Origin of the sequence: Mycobacterium dioxanotrophicus (assembly GCF_002157835.1) — a bacterium.
Classification (GTDB): domain Bacteria; phylum Actinomycetota; class Actinomycetes; order Mycobacteriales; family Mycobacteriaceae; genus Mycobacterium; species Mycobacterium dioxanotrophicus.
In genome coordinates this window covers 1,360,711-1,387,568 of the sequence record NZ_CP020809.1, presented here as the reverse complement: position 1 = coordinate 1,387,568, position 26,858 = coordinate 1,360,711, and the positions used below count along the sequence as shown (strand labels likewise).

The 26,858-nt window shown below is 61.6% G+C and carries 14 protein-coding genes and 2 pseudogenes; 15 read left to right on the top strand and 1 reads right to left on the bottom strand.

What is annotated here, in order from left to right:
- Positions 1 to 192: 192 nt before the first annotated feature.
- The 12 genes and pseudogenes from BTO20_RS06735 (at position 193) to BTO20_RS06680 (ending at position 19,510) form a co-directional block, all read left to right on the top strand.
- Positions 193 to 5,241 (top strand): RecQ family ATP-dependent DNA helicase, encoded by a 5,049-nt coding sequence (locus BTO20_RS06735; RefSeq protein WP_232491075.1) that lies wholly within the window; start codon positions 193 to 195, stop codon positions 5,239 to 5,241.
- Positions 5,234 to 6,406 carry an SNF2-related protein gene (locus BTO20_RS40275; RefSeq protein WP_232491074.1) on the top strand — a complete coding sequence of 391 codons (1,173 nt, stop codon included), beginning with the start codon at positions 5,234 to 5,236 and terminating at the stop codon, positions 6,404 to 6,406. Before BTO20_RS06735 ends, BTO20_RS40275 begins: the two co-directional genes overlap by 8 nt.
- Positions 6,403 to 7,458 (top strand): tyrosine-type recombinase/integrase, encoded by a 1,056-nt coding sequence (locus BTO20_RS06725; protein WP_232491073.1) that lies wholly within the window; start codon positions 6,403 to 6,405, stop codon positions 7,456 to 7,458. Before BTO20_RS40275 ends, BTO20_RS06725 begins: the two co-directional genes overlap by 4 nt.
- Entirely contained in the window at positions 7,455 to 8,603 is a 1,149-nt protein-coding gene (locus BTO20_RS06720) for a hypothetical protein (RefSeq protein WP_157680155.1), read from the top strand. Before BTO20_RS06725 ends, BTO20_RS06720 begins: the two co-directional genes overlap by 4 nt.
- Positions 8,604 to 8,683: 80 nt before the next feature.
- Positions 8,684 to 10,119: pseudogene (locus tag BTO20_RS06715) on the top strand (IS3 family transposase).
- Between the two features lie 67 nt (positions 10,120 to 10,186).
- Positions 10,187 to 11,383, top strand: coding sequence for a tyrosine-type recombinase/integrase (locus BTO20_RS06710; RefSeq protein WP_087074420.1), 1,197 nt, complete (start codon positions 10,187 to 10,189; stop codon positions 11,381 to 11,383).
- Positions 11,380 to 11,946: a DUF6262 family protein gene (locus BTO20_RS06705; RefSeq protein WP_013470732.1), complete on the top strand. Its 567-nt coding sequence runs from the start codon at positions 11,380 to 11,382 to the stop codon at positions 11,944 to 11,946. Before BTO20_RS06710 ends, BTO20_RS06705 begins: the two co-directional genes overlap by 4 nt.
- A gap of 113 nt (positions 11,947 to 12,059) precedes the next feature.
- Positions 12,060 to 12,752 (top strand): DNA methyltransferase family protein, encoded by a 693-nt coding sequence (locus BTO20_RS06700; protein ID WP_109976584.1) that lies wholly within the window; start codon positions 12,060 to 12,062, stop codon positions 12,750 to 12,752.
- Positions 12,749 to 14,416, top strand: a complete 1,668-nt coding sequence (locus BTO20_RS06695; protein WP_013470730.1) for an Eco57I restriction-modification methylase domain-containing protein — start codon at positions 12,749 to 12,751, stop codon at positions 14,414 to 14,416. The genes BTO20_RS06700 and BTO20_RS06695 overlap by 4 nt, the downstream gene beginning before the upstream one ends.
- On the top strand, positions 14,413 to 17,076 hold the full coding sequence (locus tag BTO20_RS06690; RefSeq protein WP_087074418.1) for a GIY-YIG nuclease family protein: 2,664 nt from the start codon (positions 14,413 to 14,415) through the stop codon (positions 17,074 to 17,076). The genes BTO20_RS06695 and BTO20_RS06690 overlap by 4 nt, the downstream gene beginning before the upstream one ends.
- A gap of 138 nt (positions 17,077 to 17,214) precedes the next feature.
- Positions 17,215 to 18,573, top strand: coding sequence for a hypothetical protein (locus BTO20_RS06685; protein WP_013470728.1), 1,359 nt, complete (start codon positions 17,215 to 17,217; stop codon positions 18,571 to 18,573).
- 127 nt (positions 18,574 to 18,700) lie between these two features.
- On the top strand, positions 18,701 to 19,510 hold the full coding sequence (locus BTO20_RS06680; protein ID WP_087074416.1) for a TIGR02391 family protein: 810 nt from the start codon (positions 18,701 to 18,703) through the stop codon (positions 19,508 to 19,510).
- Positions 19,511 to 19,536: 26 nt separating this feature from the next.
- Here BTO20_RS06680 and BTO20_RS39845 read toward each other — a convergent pair whose 3' ends face one another.
- Positions 19,537 to 19,962, bottom strand: a complete 426-nt coding sequence (locus BTO20_RS39845) for a hypothetical protein (RefSeq protein ID WP_013470726.1) — start codon at positions 19,960 to 19,962, stop codon at positions 19,537 to 19,539.
- Positions 19,963 to 20,181: 219 nt separating this feature from the next.
- On the opposite strand from BTO20_RS39845, the gene BTO20_RS40270 reads away from it, so the two are divergent.
- The 3 genes and pseudogenes from BTO20_RS40270 (at position 20,182) to BTO20_RS06665 (ending at position 26,738) form a co-directional block, all read left to right on the top strand.
- Positions 20,182 to 20,958, top strand: a complete 777-nt coding sequence (locus BTO20_RS40270; protein WP_041787643.1) for an SHOCT domain-containing protein — start codon at positions 20,182 to 20,184, stop codon at positions 20,956 to 20,958.
- A gap of 257 nt (positions 20,959 to 21,215) precedes the next feature.
- A pseudogene (locus BTO20_RS41060) lies at positions 21,216 to 21,557 on the top strand (SNF2-related protein); the annotation flags it as partial.
- Positions 21,558 to 21,596: 39 nt separating this feature from the next.
- Entirely contained in the window at positions 21,597 to 26,738 is a 5,142-nt protein-coding gene (locus tag BTO20_RS06665; protein ID WP_332460323.1) for a helicase-related protein, read from the top strand.
- The last annotated feature ends 120 nt before the right edge of the window (positions 26,739 to 26,858 follow it).

Here is a 26,858-nt window from a genome sequence, read left to right as displayed (position 1 = left end):
CACATCTTCAGCCTGGCCATGAGCACGCCAGAACGCCCGTTGCCTCCCGCGATCGAGGCAGCGCACCGCATCCTCTCCCAATCCGGACCGCTCCGAACGACCGACCTGAGGGAGCGGCTGAGCGCCGAGGGATACAAACAACCACTGGAGCGGCTCCAACAAGTGCCCGATCGATTTCCACGGTGGTTCTGCGTGACGCCGGACGGGTTGATCGGCGTGGCGATTGCGGGGTCCGAGGACGGCGACGAACAATCGGAGGACCCTCCCGACGACGACTGGTACGTCCCGAACACGCTGCGGGTGCCACCCGCCAGCGTTGCGGTACTCGACATCGAGACGACCGGCCTGCACCGGGCCACCGACTTCATCACCGAGATCGCGCTGGTTCGCCTCGACGGCAGGGTGCTGGCTGACATCTCGGTGGCCACCCCGGATCATGACATGCGCCTGGCAATGCCTATTGCCGATGCTCTGGCCGCGCTCACCTCGGCCCTGCACGATGTCGACCTCCTCATCGGTCACAACCTGCTCGCATTCGACTTGCCGTTCCTCAAGCACGCTGCAAAGACGGCCGGCATGGAGCACCCCCCGTTTCCACCATCTGCCGACACGTTGCACCTTTCTTTGCTCGTCGATGTCGCGATGCCGAACCGCCAACTCGCCGACCTCACGCAGCGTTACGGGATCGCCAACGACGAACCACATCGCGCTCTCTCGGACGCCGTGGCGACCGCCGCGGTTGCGCGCGAGATGTTGGCGGCCGTCGACGTGGATGACCCCAGCTGGTCGCTGGCGATCGCTCTGCTCGAAACCCACAGCAATCCTCTCGCCTTGCTTCTGCCGGCACTGCCGTCGGCACCGGACATCGCAACGCTGACTCGCCCACGCGACCCGCTGCTGGTTCCGTCGGGCCCCCCGACCACAGACGCATGGTCAGCCACCCGCGACAACTTTCCGGCATTGCGCGAGCGCCGGAAACTTCGTCCCCGCCCTGCTCAGGAAGAGATGGCCCATGCCGTCTCCCAGGTGCTCGACAATGGCGGACGGCTTGCCGTTGAAGCACCAACTGGCACCGGAAAGTCGCTTGCTTACCTGCTGCCCGCACTCGGCCGCGCGTCGCGGCCCCGCCAACCGGTCGTCATCGCCACCGCGACCAAGGCCCTGCAAAGCCAGCTTCGCGACGAAGCCAGACAGCTGCAAGAAGAAGAACTCCTCACAGCTCCGTTCCGACAAATCCAGGGCGTGAGCAACTATGTGTGCGCACGCGAACTCGAGGATGCGCTGCCGGACAGGGAGATCTCTGGCCTCGCCGCCGCCGTCGCTCTCCGCGCCATCGCCGGATCACCCACCGGCACTTGGGACGACGTCACCGACGAAGTGATTCGGCGCACCGATGTTCGCTACGCCCGCACCCGTGCGCGGCTGCGGACGAACGCAGCAGGCTGCGACCGCACGGCATGCAAATGGGCCTCGGTCTGTCCCCTGATGCAGGAGATCAAGGACCTCGACAAGTCACCAGGCGTGTTGTCGGTCAACCACGCTCTCGTCGCAAGCTGGGTGAGGGTCAGCCGACAAGGCGGGCGAGCGCCAGGCGACGTACTCGACGAGGGCCGTACCGACCTCATCTTTGATGAGGCCCATGCCCTCGAGGATTCGTTGACCGCGGCATGGACAGAGCGAGTTGACGCGATAGAGCTCGAAATCCTGGTCAACGTGTTGTCCCGTCGTTCGCGACTCTTGCGCGACATCCGATCGAAAACCGGTGGTAGCCCCGGTGCGGGCGATGCGATCCAGGCGGTCACCACGGCTTCTGCCCAGATCCGGCCTGTTGCCGATGAATTCGCTCGGGCAATCGACACCTACCTGCACGAATACGCGGGCAAAACCGACGCGGCCGTCCTTCGGTCAGGAGTTGTCAACGGTCGCCCCGAATTCCGCACGCTTCGTCAGACCGCCGCGTCCGTACGCTACGCATTGGCTCAACTGGGTAGAGCGGTCAGCTCCCTGAGGAGTTCAGTCACCGAGACCGGCGGGCTGAACTCTGCGAAACAACGCCTGCGCGGATATGCAGAGCGAATCGGCAATGCGATCGATCTGCTCGGCACCCTGGGTACACTCCCCGACAGCCATCTCTGGGTTTACCGGCTTGCGGCAGACGACGACGACCCCGCGGCGTGGTCATTCGAACGCCTTCCCATCCACATATTTCCTGAGTTTCAGCAGTACGTCGTCGATCGCACCCATTCGACCGTTCTGTGCTCTGCAACCTTGACCGTCGAGCACCGCTTCGACTACATCGCCTCGCGTCTGGGTATCAGCATCAGCCATGACCCGGACGAAGGCTCATTCCGTGGGCTGACACTGCGCTCCCCCTTCGACTACAAGAAACAGTCGAAAGTCATCCTCACCAACCATCTCCCAATTCCCATCCCCGTGAACGAGCGGGAATTTTGCGAAGAGATGGCCGCCGACCAAGCCGGTTTTCTCTCGCTTGCCGGCGGCAAGACCCTCAGCCTCTTCGCCGCGCGATCCCGAATGGAAGCCGTCGCCGACGGCGTCCGAACAAAGACCGCGGAACTGGCCGAACGCGGTGTGGAATTGCTTGTGCAGGGTGAGCAGGGGCGAACCCAGATCGCCCATCGGTTCAGGTCAGAACCGGGAACTGTGCTCTACGGGCTCAAGTCGTACTGGGAAGGCTTCGACGCACCTGGTGAGACTCTGTCCTATCTCTTCATCGAGAAGCCGCCGTATCCACACCCGGACGACCCGCTGGTCTCCGCAAGGCAACGGGCCATCGCCGAGCGTGGTGGCGATCCGTTCCTGGAGTACGTGCTACCGATGACGGCCATACAGTTCACCCAGGGATTCGGCAGGCTCATCCGCTCGGAGACCGACAAAGGTGCCGCCATCATCTGCGATCGCCGGCTGCATTCGCCGACGCAGGCTCAGCGAGTCCTGCTGGGGTCGCTGCCGTCGCCCGCCCTGCACGAGGCGGGCGACCGCGATGACGCCTGGACCACCGCCATCGAGTTCGTCACCGGGACGACACCTGACCTGTCGACCGCGATCACCTTCGGTCGTGATGACGTCAGCCAACTGCTGGAAAGCCTACGGTTGGTCGACGGCGAAGACCCCACGCCGAAATTCATCGAGGCAGCCGAAAAGCTGTTCGGAATAACCGATCTCCATCCCAAGCAACTGGAGGTCATGCGGGCGATCGCCGAAGGCAAAGACGTTCTCGCGGTGTTGCCAACCGGTTTCGGAAAATCCCTTTGTTTCCAGTTGCCCGCCTTGCTGGCTCCGCACGAGCGGGCAACCGTCGTCGTCTCTCCGTTGATCGCGCTGATCAAAGACCAGGTCAACGACCTACGCGGGCGTCGCGGCATCCGACCCGTGCAGGGCATCACCGGAACGACATCACGTGTGGTGCAGAGCGAGATCCTCCGCGACACCGCGACTGGAAAGGTTCGGCTGCTGTATGTCTCACCCGAACGACTTGCCCGGGATCCGTTGCTAAGGCGCGCATTAGGACGCCAACCACTCAACGGTGTCGTTGTCGACGAGGCGCACTGTGTCTCGGTCTGGGGACACGACTTCCGCCCGGAATTCCGTCAGGTGCCAACCTCGGTCGCAAGCTTCGATACACGTCCACCGCGCATCGGCCTGACAGCCACCGCCACGCCCGAGGTCGCCACGGACATCGTCGGCGCCATGGACATGCAAGAGCCGACGACGGTACGTGAGCCCAGCGACCGCCCGAACCTGCGGTTCCGCGCTGTCGCATGCGTCAACGAGCGAGAGCGGGTTCGAGAACTGTTGCGGTTCGTCACCTGGTCAGGCGACACTCCGGGCATCGTGTACGTGTCGAAACGCTCACTGGCCGAGGAGATCGCGGCGATGCTGCGCCGCGCAGGCCACGCCGCACGGCCCTACCACGCCGGCATGGTGCCCGAACAACGCGATGCGGTGCAAGAAGACTTCGATTCGGAGACGACTCGAATCATCGTGGCGACCAAGGCATTCGGCATGGGTATCAACAAACCGAACATCGGCTGGGTGGCCCACTACGACCTGCCAGACTCACTCGACGGATACGCCCAGGAAGCCGGCCGCGCCGCGCGCTCTCCTAAAATCACGGGCGAATGTCTGCTGCTGTACACAAAAGCCGATCTGACCCGCCGTCAACGGCTCATCAACTCCCACGAGTCCAAGGCCGACGCGGCGACCACCCAACGCTTACTCAAAGCGCTGTGGGAATGTCCAGAGCGCGGTGACAGCAGGGTCTTCGACATCGATGAACTCGCTGACCGACTCGAGATGGAGGACGACGAGATCAACGTCCACCTCGCTCAACTCGAGCGCGTAGGCGCCCTCAAGCTCGGTCTCGACTGCTCGGCGAGAGGCACCGTCGATGTGGGCTTCCACCAACCCGAGGAAGAGACCGAGCGTCGGCTCTTCCGCGAGTTGTTCTACAAGAAATTCCGGGCACGTCCAAATGTCCGACTCCAACTCGATTTCCAGCAGCTCAAAGACAAGCACGGCTACGACCCTGACATGCTCGAGGAACAGTTGATCGCCTGGTCACTCGACCGGTTGATCACGTTCTCCAGCTCTCGCCGGCTTCGTCGGGTTCGACTGCTCTCGAACCACGCTTCGCAGCAGGCCCTGGAGCGTGAATCGGCGCACTGGCAACACTGGCAGCGGCGCCGGTTGCAGGCCATCATCGACTACGCCACAAACGAATCCACCTGTCGGCGTGTCGATGTCGGACATCATTTTGGAGACACGGTCGGCGACTGCACCACCCGCAACATTGTGGCCTGTGATCATTGCAGCGGCGAACCTGCGCCGTGGTCATCACTGTCCGACCATCTCGTCGCCGATCCCGAGTTGCTCGTGAACGCCGAGCTGACCGTCCTTCAAGCGGTCGCCTGGTCGTCGGCGTATCGCAAGGGCTTCTACGGCGAAACCAGCCTGCGCGCCGCCGTCCTCGGCCAAGAATCACTCGGTGACGGGCGGTCACTTGGTGCCGGCGTCCTCAGCTGCCCTCAGTTCGGCGCGCTGCGCCATGTCCGCAATGGTGAAAAACGTTGGCGCGAGTCGCTCGACAAGCTGCTGCGCGACGGCCTCATCGACCGCAAATCGGTAGAGCGTGAAGCCACCCGAACGCCATACCAAACTCTGGTCCTGACCACGGCCGGCGCTCAGACCCTCGGAATAACGGTGAAGAACGATGATTGAGAAACGAATCACCTCGCAGCTACTCGAAGCCGGTGAGTTGGCCCTCACGGAACGCGAGAGCGCTGAGCTCAATCTGCCAAAACACAGCACCACTGTCAGGTTCGAACTCGAAAACGAAGAGTTCCATGTCCAGTGGAGCGGACGAAGCCGGCAACTGCACGGTGACATGCTTTCCGAGCGCCTGCAGGACTACGGCCAGGAGCGCGGTCTACTTCGCATCCGCTTGGTTGGCGAGGTTTACCGGCTGTCGATTCTGCCTTCCGGCAGGGCCTCCGAGATCCTCATCATCAACAAACCCCCCATCACAACGACGACCACGACCAGCACCTCGAAAACAGCGCGCCGGCGGACCGTGGACCGACAATTTCACGCTGACTCCGAATACGACTGGAAGTCGGGCCTGAACGGGTCGATCGGGTTTCTCAATGATGCACGCGAACTTCTAGGTGACCAACTCAAGGCAGCCGGTTTTGACCCACTCGAGATCGTCGAGCTTCGCCTTCAAGGCGAAGAGCTCGCCACACTGGATGATTTCGACGAGCTGCTCGCTGTCGATGTGGCCAATGTCGATCGGATGCCACACCAGGAAGCCGTCGCGCGCCACGCGTTGTCGCGTCTTCGCGGACGCGCCGTGCTCGCCGACGAGGTCGGCCTCGGTAAGACAATCGAGGCCGGCTTGGCCATCAAAGAACTGACCCTCAGGGGATTGGCGAAGCGGGTCCTCATCCTGTGTCCCGCTCCGCTTCGCGAGCAGTGGCGCGAAGAGATGAACCACAAGTTCGACCTCACGTTTGATGTCGCACTCAACGGTCGGGAAGTCGGCCAGCAGGACAAGCTGATCCTCACTCTCAATTTGGGCACCCGAGCCATCGACAAACTCGCTGCGAAACCTTGGGACATCGTTATCGTCGACTTTTCCTCTCGCGGTAACTCTGTGCGACACGTGCGCCAACCCGCGCAAATGCGGCTGTGCCGCACACCTGGTCGGTACTGTTCACGACACACCGCAAAGGTGACTGAACAACGACCTGGCGAGGGGGGCGGGTGGCCTCGGGAACACTTGAGTACTTCGTCCAGGCAGCGAACCACAAGGACCATTCGCAGAGCTTCTCGATATTCGAAGTCAAGACCGCCAAGATCCACGCACGCAGTGACCGCTGGTTGAGAACCTTCTCCGAAGGCACCCAGCGCACCTACGCTTACCACCTTGTGGACCACCTGCGGTGGCTGAAGACTGTCAACGCGTCTGAGGAGACGGTGCGCCTCGACGATCTCCGTCGATACATGGCGTTGTGCGGTGTCGACCAGGCTGGACCCTTGGGCTCGCCGTGGCTCGACGGGCCACTCAGCGCGTCGGCACTGCAAATCCGCGCAGCGGTCCTGAAGGGCTACTACCTCGATGTCACGTCGCGAGAGGCGATCAACGAGGAGTTGCAGAAGCAACTCTCCGCGACCCGGCTGCCAACCCGTGCACTGAAAGACAAGCAGTTTCTTGCCCACGTCTCCGGTGGGGATGTGCCAGCCAATCCGCTTGCGCCGTCAGCACCTTCGCGACGCCACCCACGGCTCATGCCCGACGGGGCGACGGCTGCACTGCTGGACTGCGTCAACACGGCCCGCGATCGGATGATCGTGACATGGTTGAACGACTCCGGCATACGAGTCGGTGAACTGTGCGGGCTCCACCATGCAGACCTGCACCTGCGGTCCGACCATGAGTGCGGTGAAGAACGGCTCGCTCATTTCCACGTCGTCAAGCGGTCGAATCCGAACCGGGCGCGTGCCAAGCGTGGTCAGCCAGCCCGGCTAGAACATGGAGTCATCCGTGGCGGCAGCGTCCGCTACGCCAGCCCTGCCATGGTCGAGACCTACTTGGAATATCTGACCGAAGAATACTTTCAGGTACGTGGATTAGCGGTGACCAACCTCGTACTTGTCCAGTTACAGAACGACATTGGCATGCCGCTTTCAACCCACGGGGTCAGGCAGATGTTGGCGAGGGCCGGAAAACGGGCGGGCGCCGGAAAGGTGCGCCCACACTCGTTCCGTCACACGTGGGCGACTTCATTGACCGAGGCGAGCGGCATGCCAGCGCTCACCGCGAAGGCTGGTGGTTGGGCGAGCGCAAAGACCGTTGAGGAAACTTACCTCCACCTCGCCTCCAGTGATCTCGTCAGCGACTCCTTGGAGCGTGTGTGGAGCAGGAACGGCACGTGAGTGTGATCGACAACCTAGCATTCGACGACACGGTACTGGTTGCGCCCGCTACCGCGCGCCTGCCGCTCGTCTCGAGCGTCGACGCGTTTATGAAGCTGTCCCCACTGCAGCGGTTCGAAGAGCTCACTGCGACGACCAATTTCCCCAGTCACCTTCGCGCAGAACCAATCACGTTTGATGGACGCGATCAGAACTACGGATATCTATGCGACATCCCGGATTGTGAACTCATAGCAGCAAGCAAGGTGTACTGCGACAGACACCGGAGCGAGCAGAACGCAGCGGAAAAGAACGGGATACCTGAACCGCAATGGCGTCAACACGCCCGTGCGCTCAACTCCCCTGACCACGTAGACACTTCGGGTACCGGCATTGTTTCTCTTACAGGCCTGCCACCACTGGCTGCCGCCGAAATCCGGTACGCACTCTTCGCCAACGCCACGTCACCGCGACCAACGAAGTGGCCCCCGAGAGTACTTCGAGCGCTGATTGAAGACCTTGAAGAAAAATGCGTCGCGTCGATCATGGAAATCGACACCACAAAGCGCCCCCGTGGCCAGGGCAAGAAGAAGGATCAGAAACGCTGGTCGAAATACGGCCAAGTCTGCGATGCGATGGTCGCCGTGATGCAGAGTCACTGCGCACCAGTGCATGTCACCCGTGCGCAGAGCCGCGAGCTTGGCTATATCGATCCCATGCATTGGGGCTTCCGCCTGAAGGACCGCCGGTCGCCGTTCGACCTCAGGGTGATTACCCAGGATTGGCTGCGCACACTGACCTGGGATCTGATTGCCTCGATTTTCGACTCCCCGAGTCGCCCTCGAACTCAGTCTTCGTTGGAGCAACTCAGGCGCTGCTCGGTGGCCCTCAGCGCCTACTTGGAATGGGCGGTCCCACGGGGTGGCGCGGATGCCACGGAGCTCACTGAAGACACGGCTAGGGCTTTTGTCGCTGATCAAACTCGCCGGGCACAGAACAACGAGCCGCAACTCGGTCTGTACCTGGTAGATGGTCAGCAGAGTATCGCCACAGAACTCAGCAAGTCATTGATCTTCAACGGGCTCAGGCGGCTCATGCGCTTCGCCCTGGACACCGGAGTGGCCGACCCCTCTCTGCCAACCTGGGTTGAGGCACTCGCCCCCTGATAATTAGTGACCCGAGGGCGGGGATGGAGAGACTCCCCGAAATGGCAAGCAAGGTGACGACGTTGGTCTGCGCGGCCGGGATGGAAGATCCTGGTCGGGTGGCTGACGATGCAACGCAACGTCCCGATCCCGAGGTGCCCGAACGCGCTCGGCGACGGACGTTCACCGCGAAGTACAAGCTGGAGGTCCTGGCCGCCTACGACGCGGCACCTGACGGTGAGAAGGGCGCGGTGCTGCGCCGTGAGGGGCTGTATTCCAGCCACATCACCGAGTGGCGCAAAGCCCGCGACGCCGGCGCGTTGGCGGGCTGGCCGCCCGCGCGGGCGCAAGCGCCGTGATCCGGCCGCCGAGCAGATCGCCCGCCTGCAAGCCGAAAAGCAGCGACTGGAACAGGAGTTGGCCAAGACCCGCGCCGTGGTGGATGTGCAGGCAAAACTGCACGCGCTCTTGGAGACGCTCTCCGAGAGCGCGGATACCGATCCGAGGTCGACCACGTGACTGATCAGGCCGTCATGGAGTTGGCACCGCAGTTGGGTGTGCGGGCCGCCTGCGAAGCGGTGGGTGCCGCGCAGGCCAGCTACTACCGACGCCACCGGCAAAGCCCGGCCCCGACACGACCAGAGCCGATCCCGCACCGTGAGCGGCGGCAGCCGCGTGCGCTGAGTGCCGCCGAGCAGCAGGCGATCCTCGATGTGCTGCACAGCGACCGGTTCGTCGACGTCGCGCCGGCTGAGGTGTGGGCCACCTTGCTCGACGAAGGTGTCTACCTGGGCTCACAGTCGACGTTTTATCGGCTGCTGCGCCAAGCCGGCGAGGTGCGTGAACGCCGCGCCCAGGCCACGCACCCGGCGAAGGTGAAACCCGAACTGGTGGCCAGCACCCCAAATGCGGTGTGGTCGTGGGACATAACGAAATTGCGCGGCCCGGCAAAGTGGACCTACTACTACCTGTATGTGATCTTGGATATTTTCTCGCGGTACGTCGTTGGCTGGATGGTTGCCAGCCGCGAATCGGCGGCGCTGGCCGAGGTGCTGATCCGCCAGACCTGCGCCAAGCAAGGGATCGACCGTGACCAGTTGACGATCCATGCCGATCGCGGCAGTTCCATGACCAGCAAGCCGGTTGCGTTCTTGCTCGCCGATCTCGGTGTCACCCAGTCACATTCGCGACCGCACATCTCCAACGACAACCCGTTCAGCGAGGCCCAGTTCAAGACGTTGAAGTACCGGCCCGACTTCCCGGCCGGTTCGGCTCGATCGAGGAAGCTCGATTGCACTGCCAGGTCTTCTTCGGTTGGTATAACGATGAACATCGCCACAGCGGGCTGGGCCTGCATACCGCCGCTGACGTCCACTACGGCCTGGCCGAGGCCATCCGCGACAAGCGTGCCGGCGTACTCGACGCCGCCTACGCCGAACACCCGGAACGGTTCGTCCGCAAACCGCCCGAACCGCCGAAGATCCCTGAAATCTCGTGGATCAACCGACCCCACCATCCAGAGGAGGACGCTCAGTAAATACCGCGCAACGGTGCCTCATTCAGGTTGACAGGTTCCGGACTCTATCGGATTGCGTCGGGACTTCATGCTTGCCTTTCCGGAAGGAAAGCTGCGGCACTCCAAACGCCCCCGGCCGCTGAGTGACGATGTGTTCGAACACCTCATCTCGCCCACCAACATGAAGCTGCTCTCCGCTCGAGATCCCAATGACATGGGTATTGAGGACATCTGGTTCATTCAGATCCGGGTGGGGCGGCGGATCGGTGAAGTCGTCAATCTCCGCTTCGACTGCGTGAGTGAGCACCTGGGTCGCAAATACGCGTGGTTCGATATGACAAAGGTGAACCAGCTTGACTACGGCGTTCTGATACCCGATGACGTGTTCTGGGTTATCCGTGAACGCCAGAAGAAGACCGCCGAGAGATATCGCCTCAAGCATGGTGCCGCTCCCGCGGGGAAGACATTGCAGAAGATCGCGCTGTTCCCAACTGCCTTACAGAACCCAAACTTCTTGAACGCGATAGCAATTGCGACTTTCCAGGACCGTTTCAAGAAGTGGCTTGGCGATATCGAGTTACCAGGGCATGTTAGTCATCAGGCTCGGCACACCCTTGCAACACGGCTCGTCGATGCCGGTGCACCCATGGTCGTTGTCAAGCAGATACTCGGCCATGTATCAGAGCGGATGTCAGAGCACTACACGCTCATCTCGTCGTCAAAGATCGAACCCTACCTGCAGCAAGTGTGGGTGAGAGGACCAGGCAGTAGCACGCCAGGCGAACTCGTCCGGACACCGGACCCCATGACCGAATCCACTATCCACCGCAAGCTCATTGACATCGCCGCCCTCCCGACCGAAGGCGGACTCTGCACGTTCAAACCTGTCGTCGGCGGTGCGGAATGCCCAAAAAGAAGGCGTTGCAACGATTGCGAAGACTTCGTCCTGACCGGCGCTGACTACGCCTACTGGAAACGCCAAGAGGAACGGTGGGCTACCTATGCAGAAAACGCACCGGACGAATCCTCACGGACCTACATCTACAAGCTCTTCCAAAACTCGTCGCTCGCGATCGCTGGACTGGAGAAGGCGCTCTCGACTCTAGGGCTCCTGGAACAGGCGAAGAACGTTGATCTGCGCAACCCATATCAGGATTTCTTCGACCCGATCTGGAACCGCGGCTGGCGCGCCTCGGACCTCATGGACTTAACCGACCGGTCAACACCCAACGACCACGATGCCGATCCACTGACGATCCCAGCAGATGGCGAGGGGGCTGCATGACGCAGAAATCGGGCACGCCACACGCGGCGATAGAAGCTCGCAAAAAGGACACTCGGACGAAACTGGCGCGCGTCGATCAAGCGCTGAAGCGGCTCCTCAAACAGAAGGTGACCGAGATCGACAAGTCTCATCTCGCGGTGTTGGCAGGCTGCTCACGAACCTTCCTCTACCAGAACAACGATGCCCGGAAGTTGATCACGCAGGCAGAGACTCGCATGAAAGCGTCACCCCTGAAAGGGGCTGTTGTCTCTGGCTCGGTCGACGAGGCCAACTGGCGCGAGCGGGCCCTCTTCGCCGAACAGCAACTGCGCACCTACCGGGAGAAGAACAGCTCATTATCGCGGACAGTAGCCGATCTACTGGGTCAGCTGCGTGACCCCGATGGGACATGGGTCGAAGATGACAGGGAACACTTGCGGCAGCAGAACGAGGCGCTACGAGCCGCTCTGGCCGAAGAACGCCTCGTTCGTTCTGAAGCTGAGCGACGGCTCGAAGCGTCTCGATCCAACGTCCGACACCTGCGCCAGAAGGAAGCCGACGCGCTCCTCAACGGAATCAACTAGGACCGGACTGCAGAGGCCGCACGTGTTTGTCCCTGATCCACTCCGATCCCGCCAGTCCCATCGAGCTGACCTGCTGGTTTGTAGACTTGAACAGGAATAGGGATGAGAGAGCCTTGACAGAGACCAACGAGGCCGGCGGCCCGGTGTTGTTCGATGTCGGCCCGGAGCAGATCAAGCACCGCAACCGGGTGCGTGATCTTGCCGAGGTCTACACCCACGAACGTGAAGTCACCGCGATGCTCGACATGGTGTCTGACATGTTCCCCAGTGCCGCCGACCCTGACAACCACGACGCCACATTTCTCGAGCCGGCCTGCGGGCACGGCAATTTTCTCGTGGCGATCCTTCAGCGGAAACTGCGGACGGTCACCGCTGACCGCTACGGCACGGGCGCTGAGTTCGAGCACCGCGTGTTGCGATGCCTGGCGTCCATCTACGGCATCGACATCGACCCCGAGAATGTCGCCGACTCCCGGCGCCGGCTGCACGCCGTGACGACGTTTCACGTCGGTGACCCTTCAGCGCGGTCCGACGGGTTCTGGTCCGCCGTGGACGTCATCGTCGCCACTAACGTCGTGCGGGCCGACACGCTCGCTGATGCTTCAGTCGTCGAGTTGGTCTCGTATCAGCCAGGAGAAGGAGGCACCTTCGTCCGGGAGTGGTCCCCGTTGGAGGAGTCAGAGCCGGCAGACCAGATGGATCTCTTCGCGCTGCCAGGGGAACCGCAGCGCGACGCGGTACCGGTCCACTACGCAGAGCTGGCCGCCAATCCGAAACCGACCGAGCGCAAGGGCGGTAAGCGATGACTGGAATGATCCGGTCGCGCTTCGGTAACCACGTCCCCGACATCCTCGACTGCCTTGCGCAGTTGTCCAACGATGAGGTTCCGACGCCGCCGAAGATCGCGCGGTCGATGCTCGACTTGCTGCCCCCGGCCGTTTGGTCCAACCCCGACTACAAGTGGCTCGATCCTTGTTGTAAGTCAGGGGTCTTCCTGCGGGAGATCGCCGCTCGGCTTCTCGTCGGCTTGGCTGAGTGGGAGCCGAACTTCACGAAGCGCCGCGACCACGTCTACCGCAACATGCTCTACGGCACGTCCATCACGCAGATGACGGGCATGATTTCTCGACGCAGCGTGTACTGCTCGCGCGATGCGTCGTCCAACCTGTCGGTCGTCACGTTTGATGGCGCCGACGGCAATCTGCCGTTCGTCGCGGCCACTCACACGTTTGTCCGTGAACGCTGCACCGTCTGCGGTGCCCCCGAGTCCATCGAGCGTGAAGGCCGGGAGAACTACGCCTACTCGTTTATCCACGACGCTTACCCGACCGAGGAGCTCAAGGACGTGAAGTTCGATGTGATTGTAGGAAATCCGCCTTATCAGGTTGGTACTGAGGGACATGGGGCGACGGCGTCGACGATCTATCAGTTGTTCGTCGACAAGGCCATCGCGATGGACCCCCGCTACGTCGTCATGATCATCCAGTCGCGGTGGTTCGCCGGCGGAAAGGGTTTGAACGACTTCCGCGACAAGATGATTAACGACCGACACATCGCCAAGATGGTGGACAACCCGAAGATCTTCGACTGCTTCCCCGGCGTGAAGATCCGCGGCGGCGTGAGCTACTTCCTCTGGGACCGTGAGCACGACGGTGACTGCGAGTTCACCACCAAGATTGAGGGGAAGGTCGTCTCGGTAGCAACCCGCGACCTGCGCGGCGGCGACGGGGTGTTAGTCCGGGATAACCGGGCGGTGCCGATCGTCAAGAAGGTCCAAGCCAAGATGGCCGAGGACAAAGCCGCTTCGGCCGAATCTCGTTGCACCGTAACCAAGCCGTTCGGCCTGACCATGCGGTCCAATTACAAAGGCAGCGTTGCTGAGCCCTTCGAGGATGCGATCCCGCTGATCTACAACAACCGGGTGGGCTACAGCCGCTCGGACCAGATTCAGCGCAACCACCAGTGGATCGAGAAATGGAAAGTCCTCCTCCCCATGGCTTCCAGCGGCGATACCCCGGTCGACGACCAGGGCCGGATTATCGACGTGGTGCTCGGAGAACCGATAGCCGTGGCTCCCGGCTCTGCCTGCACCCAAACCTATTTCATCGTTGGAATGTTCAAATCTAAGAAGGAGACGGAGAACTACGCGCACTACATTGCCACGAAGTTCGTCAGGTTCCTGGTTCTTCAGCGCAAGACCACGCAGCACGTAACCCCTGACCGGTTTCGATTCGTCCCGATGCTGGACATGAAGAAGCGATGGACCGACGCTGAGCTCTTCAAGCATTTCGGGCTGACGGTAGATGAAATCGACTACATCGAAACCACAATCAAGCCCCGTTCCGTGAACTTGTCTCTTGATTCACCGATCCCGGCATCCCATCTACCCGGTGGGTACAAGTACCGCGTCTCCGGAACCGACGAGGCCGACGAGTCTGACGACGACATCGACGACGAGGCCGATGAATGACAGCCGTCGACGAACTTCCGCCCGAGGAGCTCGAAACGGTCGGCTCCGCCGGAGTGCCCCGCCGCATCTACGCCTACACCCTGCCGGGAAAGGACTCCCACGCCTGGGAGCGCGTAACCGGGCAGACGGTCCAGCGGGGCACCGGACAGATCAAAGTCGGGGACACCACCAAACCCAATGTCCTGGATCGGATCAAAGAGCAACTGGGCACTGCGTATCCAAATCTCGACGGTGTCACCCTGCTGATCGACACCCCAGCTGAGCGCAAGGACGGCACCCCGTTCCGGGATCATGATGTCCACAAGGCCTTGGTGGCGCGGGGAGTGCGCCGCGACTCGGAGTGGTTCGAGGCCACCGAGGAGGAAATCACAGCGGCAATCACCGCTGTGCGAAACGGAAAGCCGTACGCAACGAACCGCACGGCCGATTTCGGGATGCGCCCCGAACAGGAGCAGGCCGTCGACCAGAGCGCCGGATACTTCCGCGACCACGCCAACGACGGCAAAGCTTCCCGTTACCTGTGGAACGCCAAAATGCGGTTCGGAAAGACCTTCACCGCTTACAAACTCGCCCAGGAGATGGGCTGGACCCGCGTACTGGTGCTGACCTACAAGCCCGTCGTGCAGCCGGGCTGGAAGGAAGACCTCCTCAACCACGTCGACTTCGAAGACTGGCGGTTCGTCGACCGGGACTCCTCACCGGACGAGCGCGACACCGCCGCCGACACCCCGCAGCCGTTGGTCTGGTTCGCCAGCTTTCAGGATCTCCAAGGCAAGACTGACGGAAAGGTCAAGAAGCACAACGAGGTTATCTACTTGATCGACTGGGATGTGATCATCCTCGACGAGTACCACTTCGGCGCGTGGCGCGACTCGGCGCGGCAACTCTATGACCCTGCCGACGCCGCGATCGGGGATGTCGAGGAACCCGAGGAGAGCGTTACGGCTGAGGACATCGGCCTGTCCAGCCGTCACTACCTGTACCTGTCGGGCACACCTTTCCGGGCGATCACTAACGGCGAATTCACCGAGGACCAGATCTTCAACTGGACCTACACGGACGAGCAGCAAGCCAAGGAAACCTGGGACAACATACAGGGCCCGAACCCCTACATCGACTTGCCGCAGATGGCGATCTACTCCTACGACATCGGCGCTGACGCTGAGGAGTGGGCGGCCGACGGCGAGTTCGACGGGTTTACGCTGAACGAATACTTCAAGGCGAAACGGGTTAACCCTCAAAGCAAGTCAATGGCCCCAGGTGCATACGTCTTCGAGGACCCAGGTCGCGTCCATGAGTTCCTCGAGATGCTGCGCGGCACGTTGTCAGAGCAGATGAAAGTCCAAATCGTCGCCGGGCAGAAGCCACCTTTCCCTTACCAGTCGCCGCTGTTCGTCAAGTCGATCGCGCATTCCGTATGGTTCATGAACGACGTGGCCGCGTGCTTCGCCATGCGCGACGCCCTTCAAAACCACCCGTACTTCTCGACATACGCGATCGTCGTGGCGGCCGGCGCGGCGGTCGGTTCGGGCGCCGCCGCCAAGCAGCCGGTGGACGACGCGATCGCCAAAGCGATCAAGATCGGCACCGGATCCATCACCCTCACCTGCGGCAAGCTCATGACCGGCGTCACGATCCGGGAGTGGGGCGCGATCCTGATGCTGCGGTCACTGAAGTCGCCGGAAACCTATTTCCAGGCCGCGTTTCGGATCCAGTCGCCGTGGTCAAAACCCCTGCCGGATGGTACCCGCGAGGTGCTCAAGCAGCCGGTCTTCGTGTTCGAATTCGACCCGAATAGGGCGCTGACACTGGTCGGTGAGTATGGGATGCGGCTGGGCTCTCTCGGCGACATCAGTCCCAAGGAAGCGATTGAGCAGCTGCTCAATTACCTGCCGATCTTCGCGTTCAAAGCTGGCAGCATGACCGAGTTGGACGCCACCGAGGTCCTCGACTGGGTAACCGCCGGGATCGGCGCTACGGCGCTGGCGCAGCGGTGGAACTCCCCACTATTGGTCGAGGTCAATGAACGCACGTTGACGGCATTGCTCGAGTACCCGGAGCTTCTGGCGGCACTGGAGCAGATCGAGGATTTCCGGAATCTGGCGCAGCTGGCCGACAAAGTGATCACTTCGACCAAGGCGCTCAAAGCAGCCAAACGGGCTAACGGTGGGGAACTCACCAAGAAGGAAAAGAAGGAGCAGTCCGAAACTGCCAAGCTGCGCACGGAGATTCGCAAAAAGCTCCAGAAGTTGCTCGCGCGTATCCCAGTCTTCATGTACGTGACGCAGTTCCGGGAGCTCGCGGTCCGCGACATCATCGTGGGCGTCGACAGCGACCTGTTCGAAAGGGTCACCGGCCTGACCGTTGAGGACTTCACACTGCTCAACGACATCGGCGTCTTCAACCGCCTCCAGATGGATGCAGCCGTCTATCAGTTCAAGGCTTTCGAGGACTCTAGCCTCGAGTACGCCAACGAGCCGGGCGCACCCGTTGAGGAACGCCCGATCGGATTGTGGGACACGGTCATGCGGCCCGGCGAGACGATCGAGGATGCATTGGAACGTGTCGCCGAGGAAGGCGAACCAGATCCGGTGGCCGCCGTGCCGCTTGCCCCAGCGCCGGCGAAGACCAAGAAGAAACGCAAGCGAAAGAAGAAATAGCCCGAGTCTTCAGCGCATGACGTACCGGGCTGGACCAGCCACTCTGATGTGAGCGGGGCCCGATCCCGTATGCCATCCTGTAGGGCTGCCCACGAAAAGGGAACCACAAACTATGTCGCGGTAAGGGACGGTGCGAAGGTGGACGACGAGCATGAAGACGTAGAGCGGGTACGAGACTGGATTGAACGGCTCGAAACCTACTCTGCTGCGCTAGAAGACGTCGAGGACGACAACGCAACAGACTTCGCCAACAACGCACTTGAGGCGCTGAACGACGCGGTCCTACCGCACTTGGTTCCCGCGAAGTCTCCCTCGATGCTACTGGCACTGGAAGCCGTAGTCGCAGTCACTCAGGCGGCAACAAAGGTGATTATTGACTGGGCTGACACACCGGACGTTCGGGATCGTTACACGCGCCAGACAGCCGGGCGTCTCTTCGAGACGGCGCTGGACGATGTGCTATCTCGTGGTAAATCATGGCTTTCCGAGGGCCTACCGCCAATCGACGAAGTCGAGCAACGCATCGCCGCAGGCGCGAAGGACATGCAAGAGGCGCAGGAAACCCTTGGCAGGCGCAACGCCGAGCTGGAAGCCCAGGACGCAGAGGCCGAAGCAGACCCCTATGGGGCGATCCTGGTCCATCTGGACCCCAGCCGGTCTGATGCGCCGATTTTCGAAAAGGTGTGTTCGTTGACTGAAGAAGAAGACAAGCGGTATCGCGATGCGTACGAACGGCTTCGGAAGATGCTGGACAGTGAACTGGTGGTGCACATCTCCGATGAGAGCGACCGTTTCCTCGATCAGCTGGTTTCGATCCTTGAAGATCTGCGAGACAACAAGATCGGTATCTTCGATGCAGACGCGTGGGACGAGCGCAGGCGAAAGGTGCGCTCAGCGCTGATCAGCTTCACCAGCGCCCTGCAGAGCCATGAGGATCAAACGGTTCGCGCAGTACGTGACACCTTCGCCCGCAAAACGCCGCAGGAACAGGCCGTGCTGACCTTATTCAACGACTTCAAAGCCGACTCCTTCGAGTACCGCTGGCTGCTCAAAATGCGCGATGCCCTGTTGCACGGTGACATCAACGCCTTCAAGTACGACTTCACCGCAAGCCTCGATGGCGAGAACGCTGTCAACGTGTACATGGATCGCAAGTACATGCTTGATTTCACTAGGGAGGAACGAGGAAAGCCGTGGCTGAAGCGGAACGAGTTGGAGGCCATGACGTCTGACCCCAGCGTCCTGGACATGATCAAAGCCGTACAGCCTCAAATGGGTCGGCTGCAGGAGAAGCTTGATCGGATCCTCTACCCCGATGCAGGGGCAGACGCTGCGACGGTTCGGGAGTTCTTGGCCCGGTATCCCGACGGCGTACAGGGACAACGTGCGCTGCAGAGCGGGCCTGGCTTCACCCGCCGCAATATGTGCCCGAAGCTGAGCCCGCTTGCACCGAGGGTGCTGGCCTTTGCCGACAGCTTCCAGGGTTGGGAGGACTAGCGCCGACGTCCACGCCGCGTCCACAGGCGCGGCGGGAGTGAGTCATACCGCAGCGGCACCTGCCGTGCCCCGCAGTCGACCCGGGTTGCGTGTCTCAGCTGTCGGTGCACACCGCTACGGTCTCGTCATGCCACGCCACGTCCCGCCCCCGTTCTCGCAGGGTTCCATCGAGGAGATCGCCAAGATCGTCGGCGACCTTTACAGCGGCAGCGAGCTGACACGGATTCTCGTCCAGGTAGGGCTTCCCGACCCCCTCGGGTCAGCCATGACCAAGTGGAAGCGCCTTGCCGCCGCGATCCAGGAAAAACAGGCGAGCAAGCACGACGGAGGTGCGGTGGTCGGATTGATCCACGCCGCGATGGCACCTGACCGCACGCTCAGCCGCCGCGCTGAGGCAGCTATTGCTCGCGACAACCTCAACCAGGTTCTATCCATCGCCGGCTACCGCGTCAAGGATGACGGTCGTATCGCTACGACGACTCGCGCGGCCACCGACAGCGAAGCAGCGGCCCGAAGCGAAAGGCTGCACAAGCTACTTTCTGACCGCGGCGCACACCGAGACGTCCTGCTGTATTGCCGCCCCGAACTGGTGCGGACCGATTTCTACGAGGCGGTATTCGAGTCGATCAAGGGACTCGGGCACCGGCTCCGCACGATGGGCGGCGAAACCGACGAGGACGGACCGAAACTGGTCGAAGCTGTCCTCGAAGGCTCAGACCCGAAGATCCTGCTCAATGACCGAGCCAACCGATCCCAACGCGACGAGCAACGCGGCGTCGCGCTACTTATGAAGGGGGTCTTCGCAGCTTTCCGAAACCCCGCGGCGCATGAGCCGAAGATCGTATGGACGATGACCGAGCGGGACGCCCTGGACGTCCTCGGCACTCTGTCGATGGTGCACCGTCGTCTCGACGCCGCTCGTCTCAGCGGACGGTAGGCATGCATCCGGCGCAGCCAATCGACCTACATCGCATCGCGTTCGTGCATGCGGCGGATGTGATCGTTGATCCAGTCGGCGTCGACGATTGCCAGAATCTCGCAGTTGCGCTTACCGCAGATGCAGCCGTGTCCTGTCTCACGGTGGTGGCGCTCCAGCTTCTCGAACTGACGGAGGATGTTGTCGCGTGATCGGAATGCGGCGCGCATCTTCTCTTTGTAGTCGTCTGCACGGTCTAGGGCGTCGTTCAGCTCGTCGGCGGTCTCGCCCCACCGGACACGGACTTCTTGCTCATGCTCCTGAGCTTTCCGCAGCGGATCGGCGCGATGCTCGTTGCATTGGCGGCAGATCCAGCCCCGCACGAGCCCGAAGGCATTGCAGTCGGGTGATGCCAGGCGGCTGGGGACACTCAGCTCGCAGCATTCACAGATGACCTTGGTTTGTGGCTCCATATACCAACGATGCCACGGCGCACAGACAACCACGCGGAACTTGGATCGCTGCCGTACGAGGGCGCCGTGGCATCTGAGAGCAATTAGCCACGCCCAGACGCAGGGTTCCTCGGCGGCGCAGTGGCCGCGATTGCTACATTGCGGATCAGGATGGTATCGGAGTCAATCTGCCGTCCTAGACGGATGCAGCCGTACTGTTCCAAGAGCGCGACGCGTTGCGTGATCGACTGGGGGTTCGAGATGACCGAGCATCCGTTGCCTTCCGGTGACGGGCCGTACGCCGATCACCCAGTGCTGGCCCCGCTTTCACGTGTGGTCCGGCAGAGCATCGCCGATCAGATCGCCCACAACAGAAACATCGGGGCGATAAAGACACTGCGGGATGCGCTCGGCGGCAGCAACATCGGCCTGAAAGAGGCCAAGGATGTCATCGACGGTCTCGTAGAACTGGGCGATCCGACTCGGCCCGGTAGCTCGTCGGCTCCGGTGAAAGTTGTCAGTGGGAAAATCGACAAGGTGGGGACGACTCTCACCCTCTACCGCGACGGGACGTTCACGACGACGGGAATGATTTTCACCAGCAATCCCGACCGCCTTGTCGGTTTCTCCGCTGATACGGATTCAATGCGCCGGAAGTCCGTCACAGGACGCGGCGCGGCGTTCATCGCCACCGGCGGCCTTTCCGTGCTCGCGAGCAACAATCGCGGCGTGCTCTATGTGACGGTCACCGGCGAGCTGTCTGGGAGTAAGACTTACACGTCGAAAAACCCTGAAAACAAACTCTTGTCGTCCGTCAGGTCGTTACAAGCCACAGCAGATCAATTGTTGGCCTCGCCGCACCCGCCCACCGCAGCCGATGGCAACACCGGTGGCGCCGCCGCCGCGCAACCGGCTGTCGACGTTGCGTCCCAGCTGAAGACGCTCGCTGAATTGCACGCCTCGGGCGCGCTTTCCGACGAGGAGTTCGCGGCCGCCAAGGCGCGACTGTTGTCCTGACGCGCAAGGAACGTTGCCGCTGTGCCATCCACTGCGTAACACGCGCGGGAGCGACGTGGACACATCATCGACCGGTCCAGAACCCCAGCGCACGCACCTCGGACGGGCGCCGACAAGTGCGCCCGCCGCGGACGGCCCACGAAGTAGTACGCGAGCCGCCGGCCTCGACGGGCTGCTGTCCCGTACGTGTGCGTGACACAAATCCACAGGCCTAGCCCGCTCTAGGTTCATTCTCGTTCAGAAAAGTCGACGAGGCGCACCGCGCAGCCGGGAAGGGTGCCAAGAAAACTCGTGAATTGGTCACCGCTCTGACGACCGCCTGCCGGTACGCGTTCTTCCTTACGGCGACTCCCGTTCAGAACGACCTTGAGGAACTGTATCGGCTCGTGGAGTTGCTGCGACCTGGCACCTTCCATTCGCTTTTCGACTTCAAGCAACAGTTCATGAAATCGTCCGACCCGCGCACCCCCAATGATCCGGCAGCGTTGCGGAGGTTGATCAGCAATGTCATGATCCGTACGACCCGCGCTCAAGCCGGAGTCGACCGGGTGCAGCGGCGGGCACTCGACGTACCTGTCGATCTCGGTCGACGTGAACGCGAGTTGTATGCGTTGACTACCGATCTGCTCCGAAACGTCATGCGCGACAGCGGTGATGCCATGCGGCGACGCAGTCTGGCCCTGCGACTCACCGCGAGCCCATTCTCGATGGGTACCACCGCCATACGGATGGCCGAGCACCACCCCAATCCTCGGGTTCGTTCGGTCCTGAACGACATCGGGCATCTGGCCATGGACATTCAAGGTTCGGCCCGCGAGGACAAGGCACTGGAAATCACACGCGGCTGGGTACGCGAGCACGGTCGCGTCCTTATCTTCACCCAGCACACCGATACGGTCGTGGGACTGTTGCGCCGCATGGATGCCGAAGGGCTACAAGCGCGTTCATTTCACGGATCGTTGTCACCAAGCGAACGCGCCAAGACCATCGCTGCCTTCAGGTCGGGTGAAGCGCCAGTCATGATCTCGACCGACGCCGGCGCCGAAGGCCAGAACCTGCAGTTCTGCAACTGCGTACTGAATTTCGACCTCCCATGGAATCCGATGCGCATCGAACAGCGTATCGGTCGTGTCGACCGTCTGACTCAGCCCAAGGACGAAGTCTTCGTCGCGAACCTCTATGCACGGAACACCATCGACGAGAGTGTCTATCAGCTTCTCGCCTTGAAGCTCCGGATGTTCGAGCTGCTGTTCGGACAGGTCACCACGATTCTCGGGGAGCTCGACGACTCGAAGTCGGCTTCCTTCGAATCACGTGTCATGGAAGCACTTTTCGCGGATGACGACTCCAAAATGCACGGTCTGCTCACGCAGCTGGGGACAGAGCTCGCCCAAGCGCGCGATCGTGCGTCGACACTTATCGCAACCGACAGCAACCTCAGCAACTGGATGGCGGCGGCGTTCGAGCATCGCAAGGATCTGACCAAGGCCGGCAGTAGCGAATTGGTGCCAGAAGTCAGCGAGCGCACCCGGATGCGCCAGCGGCGTGTACAAACATGGACGCGCAAGGTACTCACGGCGCTGGATGCAAGATTCCTGCATGACACCGGCGAGGGCGAAGGCGCTTTTCTGACCGCCGAATTCGACGAGGAGTACGCGGAAGAACTCGGTGGTCGGACAGTCATGCACCTCGCCTTCGACCGATTCGGGCTCGATCAGCACCCGGATGCCGAGCTGTGCGCGGTGGGCTCACCGGTGTTCGATGAATTGCTCGGACTTCTGCGGATGCGGGGCGACATGCACGCGACTGTCCCCGTCATCCCCGATGACATCGGGCCCAGCCCGTACAGGCACGCTCCAACACTGAGACTCATCCGGCGGCGGCTGATCCCGTCGGGTACGTGGAGCGGACAGGCAACATTCCGGGCAACCATCGGTGAAGCCGAGACCACCGAGCACCTCATCACAGCTGATGTCAATGGCCACAACGAACAACGGCTGGCGCGCCGCCCCCTCCAAGACGGCGAAACACTGCCTTCTGCATTCGACATACCATCGAAAGTCATTGCCAACTTCGAGAAGGCCGCGGCAAGCCAACTCGAAGCTCTTCGCAGCGAACGAGCCAAACAAGTCGAAGAGGATCAGAAGCGCGAGCTTGCCCGCATTTCGGCCGGTTACACAGCGCAGATCGACGAAGCAGGAGGCGATGACAGGGCTCGCTTGCGGCGGGCACTCGCGTCGGAGGAGCGGCGGCTGAACCGCCGGCCCGATATTCGAGCCCGAGCCAAGCTGCTGGCCCTGACGCTTGACGAAGGTGACTGGCTTGTGGAGGAGACCTGGACCGGTCCCAGCGAAACGGAGCGCGGGCTGGTCTACGAATGGGGCTTGCCTGCGCCAATCGTCGAGAGTGACGTTTCCGGGGAAGCGATCAAAGTATTGACTCTTTGCTCTGGCGCGCACTGGGTCGATGAGTCCGAGGTCAACCACTGCGGATCGTGTGATGAGTACCTGTGCGGTGCATGTGGAGACGACGCGGTATTCGTCAACTGTCCCTTGTGCGGTACGTCGACGTGCGGTGCTTGCCGCAACAACACAGGTGGTCTGTGTCGCGAATGCGCCTCACCTGAGCGAGCACCCGAGCTCGACAACGAATTCGCAATAGCCTGGCGACTCAGGGCCGGAGACACGCTTCTTGTCGGAGAGCGAGTGGCCACGCTCGTGCGCGCAAATGGCACATCGCAGACCGTCGTCCCTGACGAGGACCTCGACGACCGCGGCCGCCGACGTTTGCGTTCGTACGCTCGTCAGAACGGCCTTCCGCTTGATTGCGGATTGGTCTTACGCGACCTCACCGGACGAACCGACGATCAGAACATCACTCGTGTCCGCTTGCGGACGACTTCCACAGTCAATGTCGAGCTGACCATCGGCTCGATGACGGCTTCGGCTGTCGACCATTCCGCCGTCGATTTCCTGCCTACGCCGTCACCTGTTGGCGTCGAGGCCGAGCGCGATTTCCAGGTGGGTGGCCTCTTGAAGAAGCTCAGAGACGAGGTCCCGCCCCCACCTCCACCGACAGTCATGGTCACCCGTCGGTCCACCTTTACCGACGTGTATCTGGAAGCCGACCGGCTCGTCGAAGAGACTTCGACGAAGAATGACGGCGGGTCCATCAAGGTCGAAAGCGAACGGATCGCTGAGTTTCAGTGGCGCGAGCCATCCATCACCAGCCCACTGCTGGCCGAAGCGCAGCTTGGCCAAGTGCGAGTTGCCCTGCAGCGCAGGAATGAAGCCGTACTCGTCGAAGCCCATGTTCTTTCGCATGCAGCCGCCCCCAAACGCTGGGCTGCCTGCTCAGCTGGCTACTCGATCGCTGATCAACTCGGCTGTTACGACTTCTTACGTTCCTTCGGCGCGCCTGGGGGACGCCTCGGCATGCGCACAGACGGAATGCTCTCGATCGATGAGCCGTTCCCTGCGCCAACCGAATGTCACCTCGTCAACCGCAGCATTCGGCAGATTGCTGAACTAATCGAACTCGAGTCTGATCAACCCCTTGTATCGGTTGACACCGGAACACTCGCGACGCTCGGAGTTCGTCCGAATAAGGCTGCTGCCCAGGGTGTGTCCGCGCTCCCTGATGAACTCAATCGCGCGCTGCTGAGCCGAGCAGCTCGACCCTTCACAACCGCGGTGATTCGCGGACTCGAGATCACGGAAGTTTGGCAAGGCCATGGACGAGCGACGCATGTGTACAAGACGTTCGACGGAGAACCTCTGTTACCGAAGCTCGACGATATTGGCTTCCGCGAAAAGAACTTTGGCGTGTGCCGGGATGGACACTTCTATGCGGCCGGTGCGGCGGCATTCTGCGGTGCCTGTCAGTCGTGGGCCTGTCGTGCCTGCGATGAGATCGACAATCAGATATCGCTGACGTGCCCGGAGTGCTCGACCTCGGTCTGCAGGCGGTGCCTATGGACCAACCATGAGGTACCGAATGACAGATGCCTGTTGTGCGACGACCATGCCTGCCCAGACTGCGGCCGTGACCCGCAGGTTGTCCCTTGTTCGATGTGCTGTCGCGCCACGTGTGAGTCCTGCCGCGCCGGCGACGCCTGCCCGGCATGCGGCCAACTCGTCACGGCGGACCAATCGCAGATTGACGAGCTGCCGAAGGAACTCGCTCTAACTGGTGCAACGGTACTCATCGGCGCAGATGACAACGCGACGGTGGTAGTGCTGAATCGCGGCCGAGCGTTCGAACAGGCGATTGTTCGCGACGGAGCAATTCACCGTTGGGTCGCGTTCGACAGAGGCACAATTGACAACTCGTACCGACTTCGGCTGTTGGCCAGCGGATCGTTCGAGAAGCAGGTCGTACCAATCGTTCAGTGGCTCAAAGCGGAGAGCACAATCGACGGACCACACCTAGTGGTGCTGTCAGAACGCAAATACCACCGAACGTGGTCCATCGCCGGAGACCCAACCGTGCGCAGATCGGTGTCGCCTTCCGACACGCCTAGTGCCGATCTCACGCTGCTCACGCTCGACGACTTCCCCGCACCTACACAGATGATGCCGGATGCCGTTGAAGCGGCACCACCTGCGCTTGTACCCATCCTCCGATCCATGGCCGAACCGACGACCGCCGCGATGACCATCAGCTGGGAGCGTTCGGGATACGACCTGGCCGTCACCCCAGAGGGCATCGCTGATCTGACATTTCAACCAACTATCGACAAGGAGTCCATGGCGCCTTGGACGGACGCCGACGAGGTGCCACTGTGGGTAATCGATGCATGGGACCCCACGCCGTCAGTTCATGTGTACTCAAAAGTCCGCGACGTCGAATCCGTAATTGTTGAGCTTGCATCCATGCTGGCCCTGGGCGTCCGCACCGCTGACCGTTCGGTGTGGTACGCAATCAACGCTTCTGACAAAGCCCCGGTTGCAACGATGCTTTCACGGTGGCTCGGCTTGGGCGACGCCGACGAAGTAGGCGTGTTCACCGACCCTAGAAAGTTGAAACTCTCTCACGTTACAAACGCGAACCGATCATCGGTGAGTATCGAACCTCTGGGCGCATTGCATGCCGGACCGCAAACACACGCAGGCTCCGCGGTGGAAGCACTTGCCGCTTGGATACCCACGGCGAAAGTCAAAGCGCCACAATTTCAACCGCTTCCTCCGAATCTTCACAGTGCGCTACGGCAGTCGATGTCGCCGCTGACCCCAAGATCCACACTCGAGATCGGGGCCGACGTTGAGCATGTGGTCACTGTCGATGATGGCAGTGAATGGCGATATGAACGCAAACTTGCCGCCGGTCAGCTCGACGCGCGCCGAATCGACAGCATCACAGGACACCTACTTGATTCCGGCGTCCTCGATCGCGAAGGGCACTTTGGAGTTGACTGCTCAACCTGCAACTACTGCGGTGGCAGGACGTGCAGGGTATGCGTCGAAGGTCTAGTGCTGTGCACATGCTGTAAAACTCCGATCTGCGGACGCTGCACTCGTTCGGTGCACGGCATTCTGTCGTTGTGCCCGGCATGTGTCGAGACACGTCCGCCAACGCGGAGCGAGGCTAGGCAGCACGGACGCTTCCTTCTGACCCGACGAATGCTGATTGGCACCGACGCTCACCACACTGTCGTGTTGGAGAAGACGAAGGACGAGTGGACACTCCACTGGCCTGATGGCACGAAGCGACCCATCGCTGACACATCGGCGATGCAGTTTCTCGACGAGCAACTCGCGAATTCCGGTTCGCGCAGCTGACCGGCCACCCCCGCGCCACTGCTCCTTGCGACCCCCGGCCTCGCGAAACTGACGCTCACCACGCGACAAGTCTTGCCGTCGTCAAACCCGAACCGACCCCGGTATCAACCACCACAGATT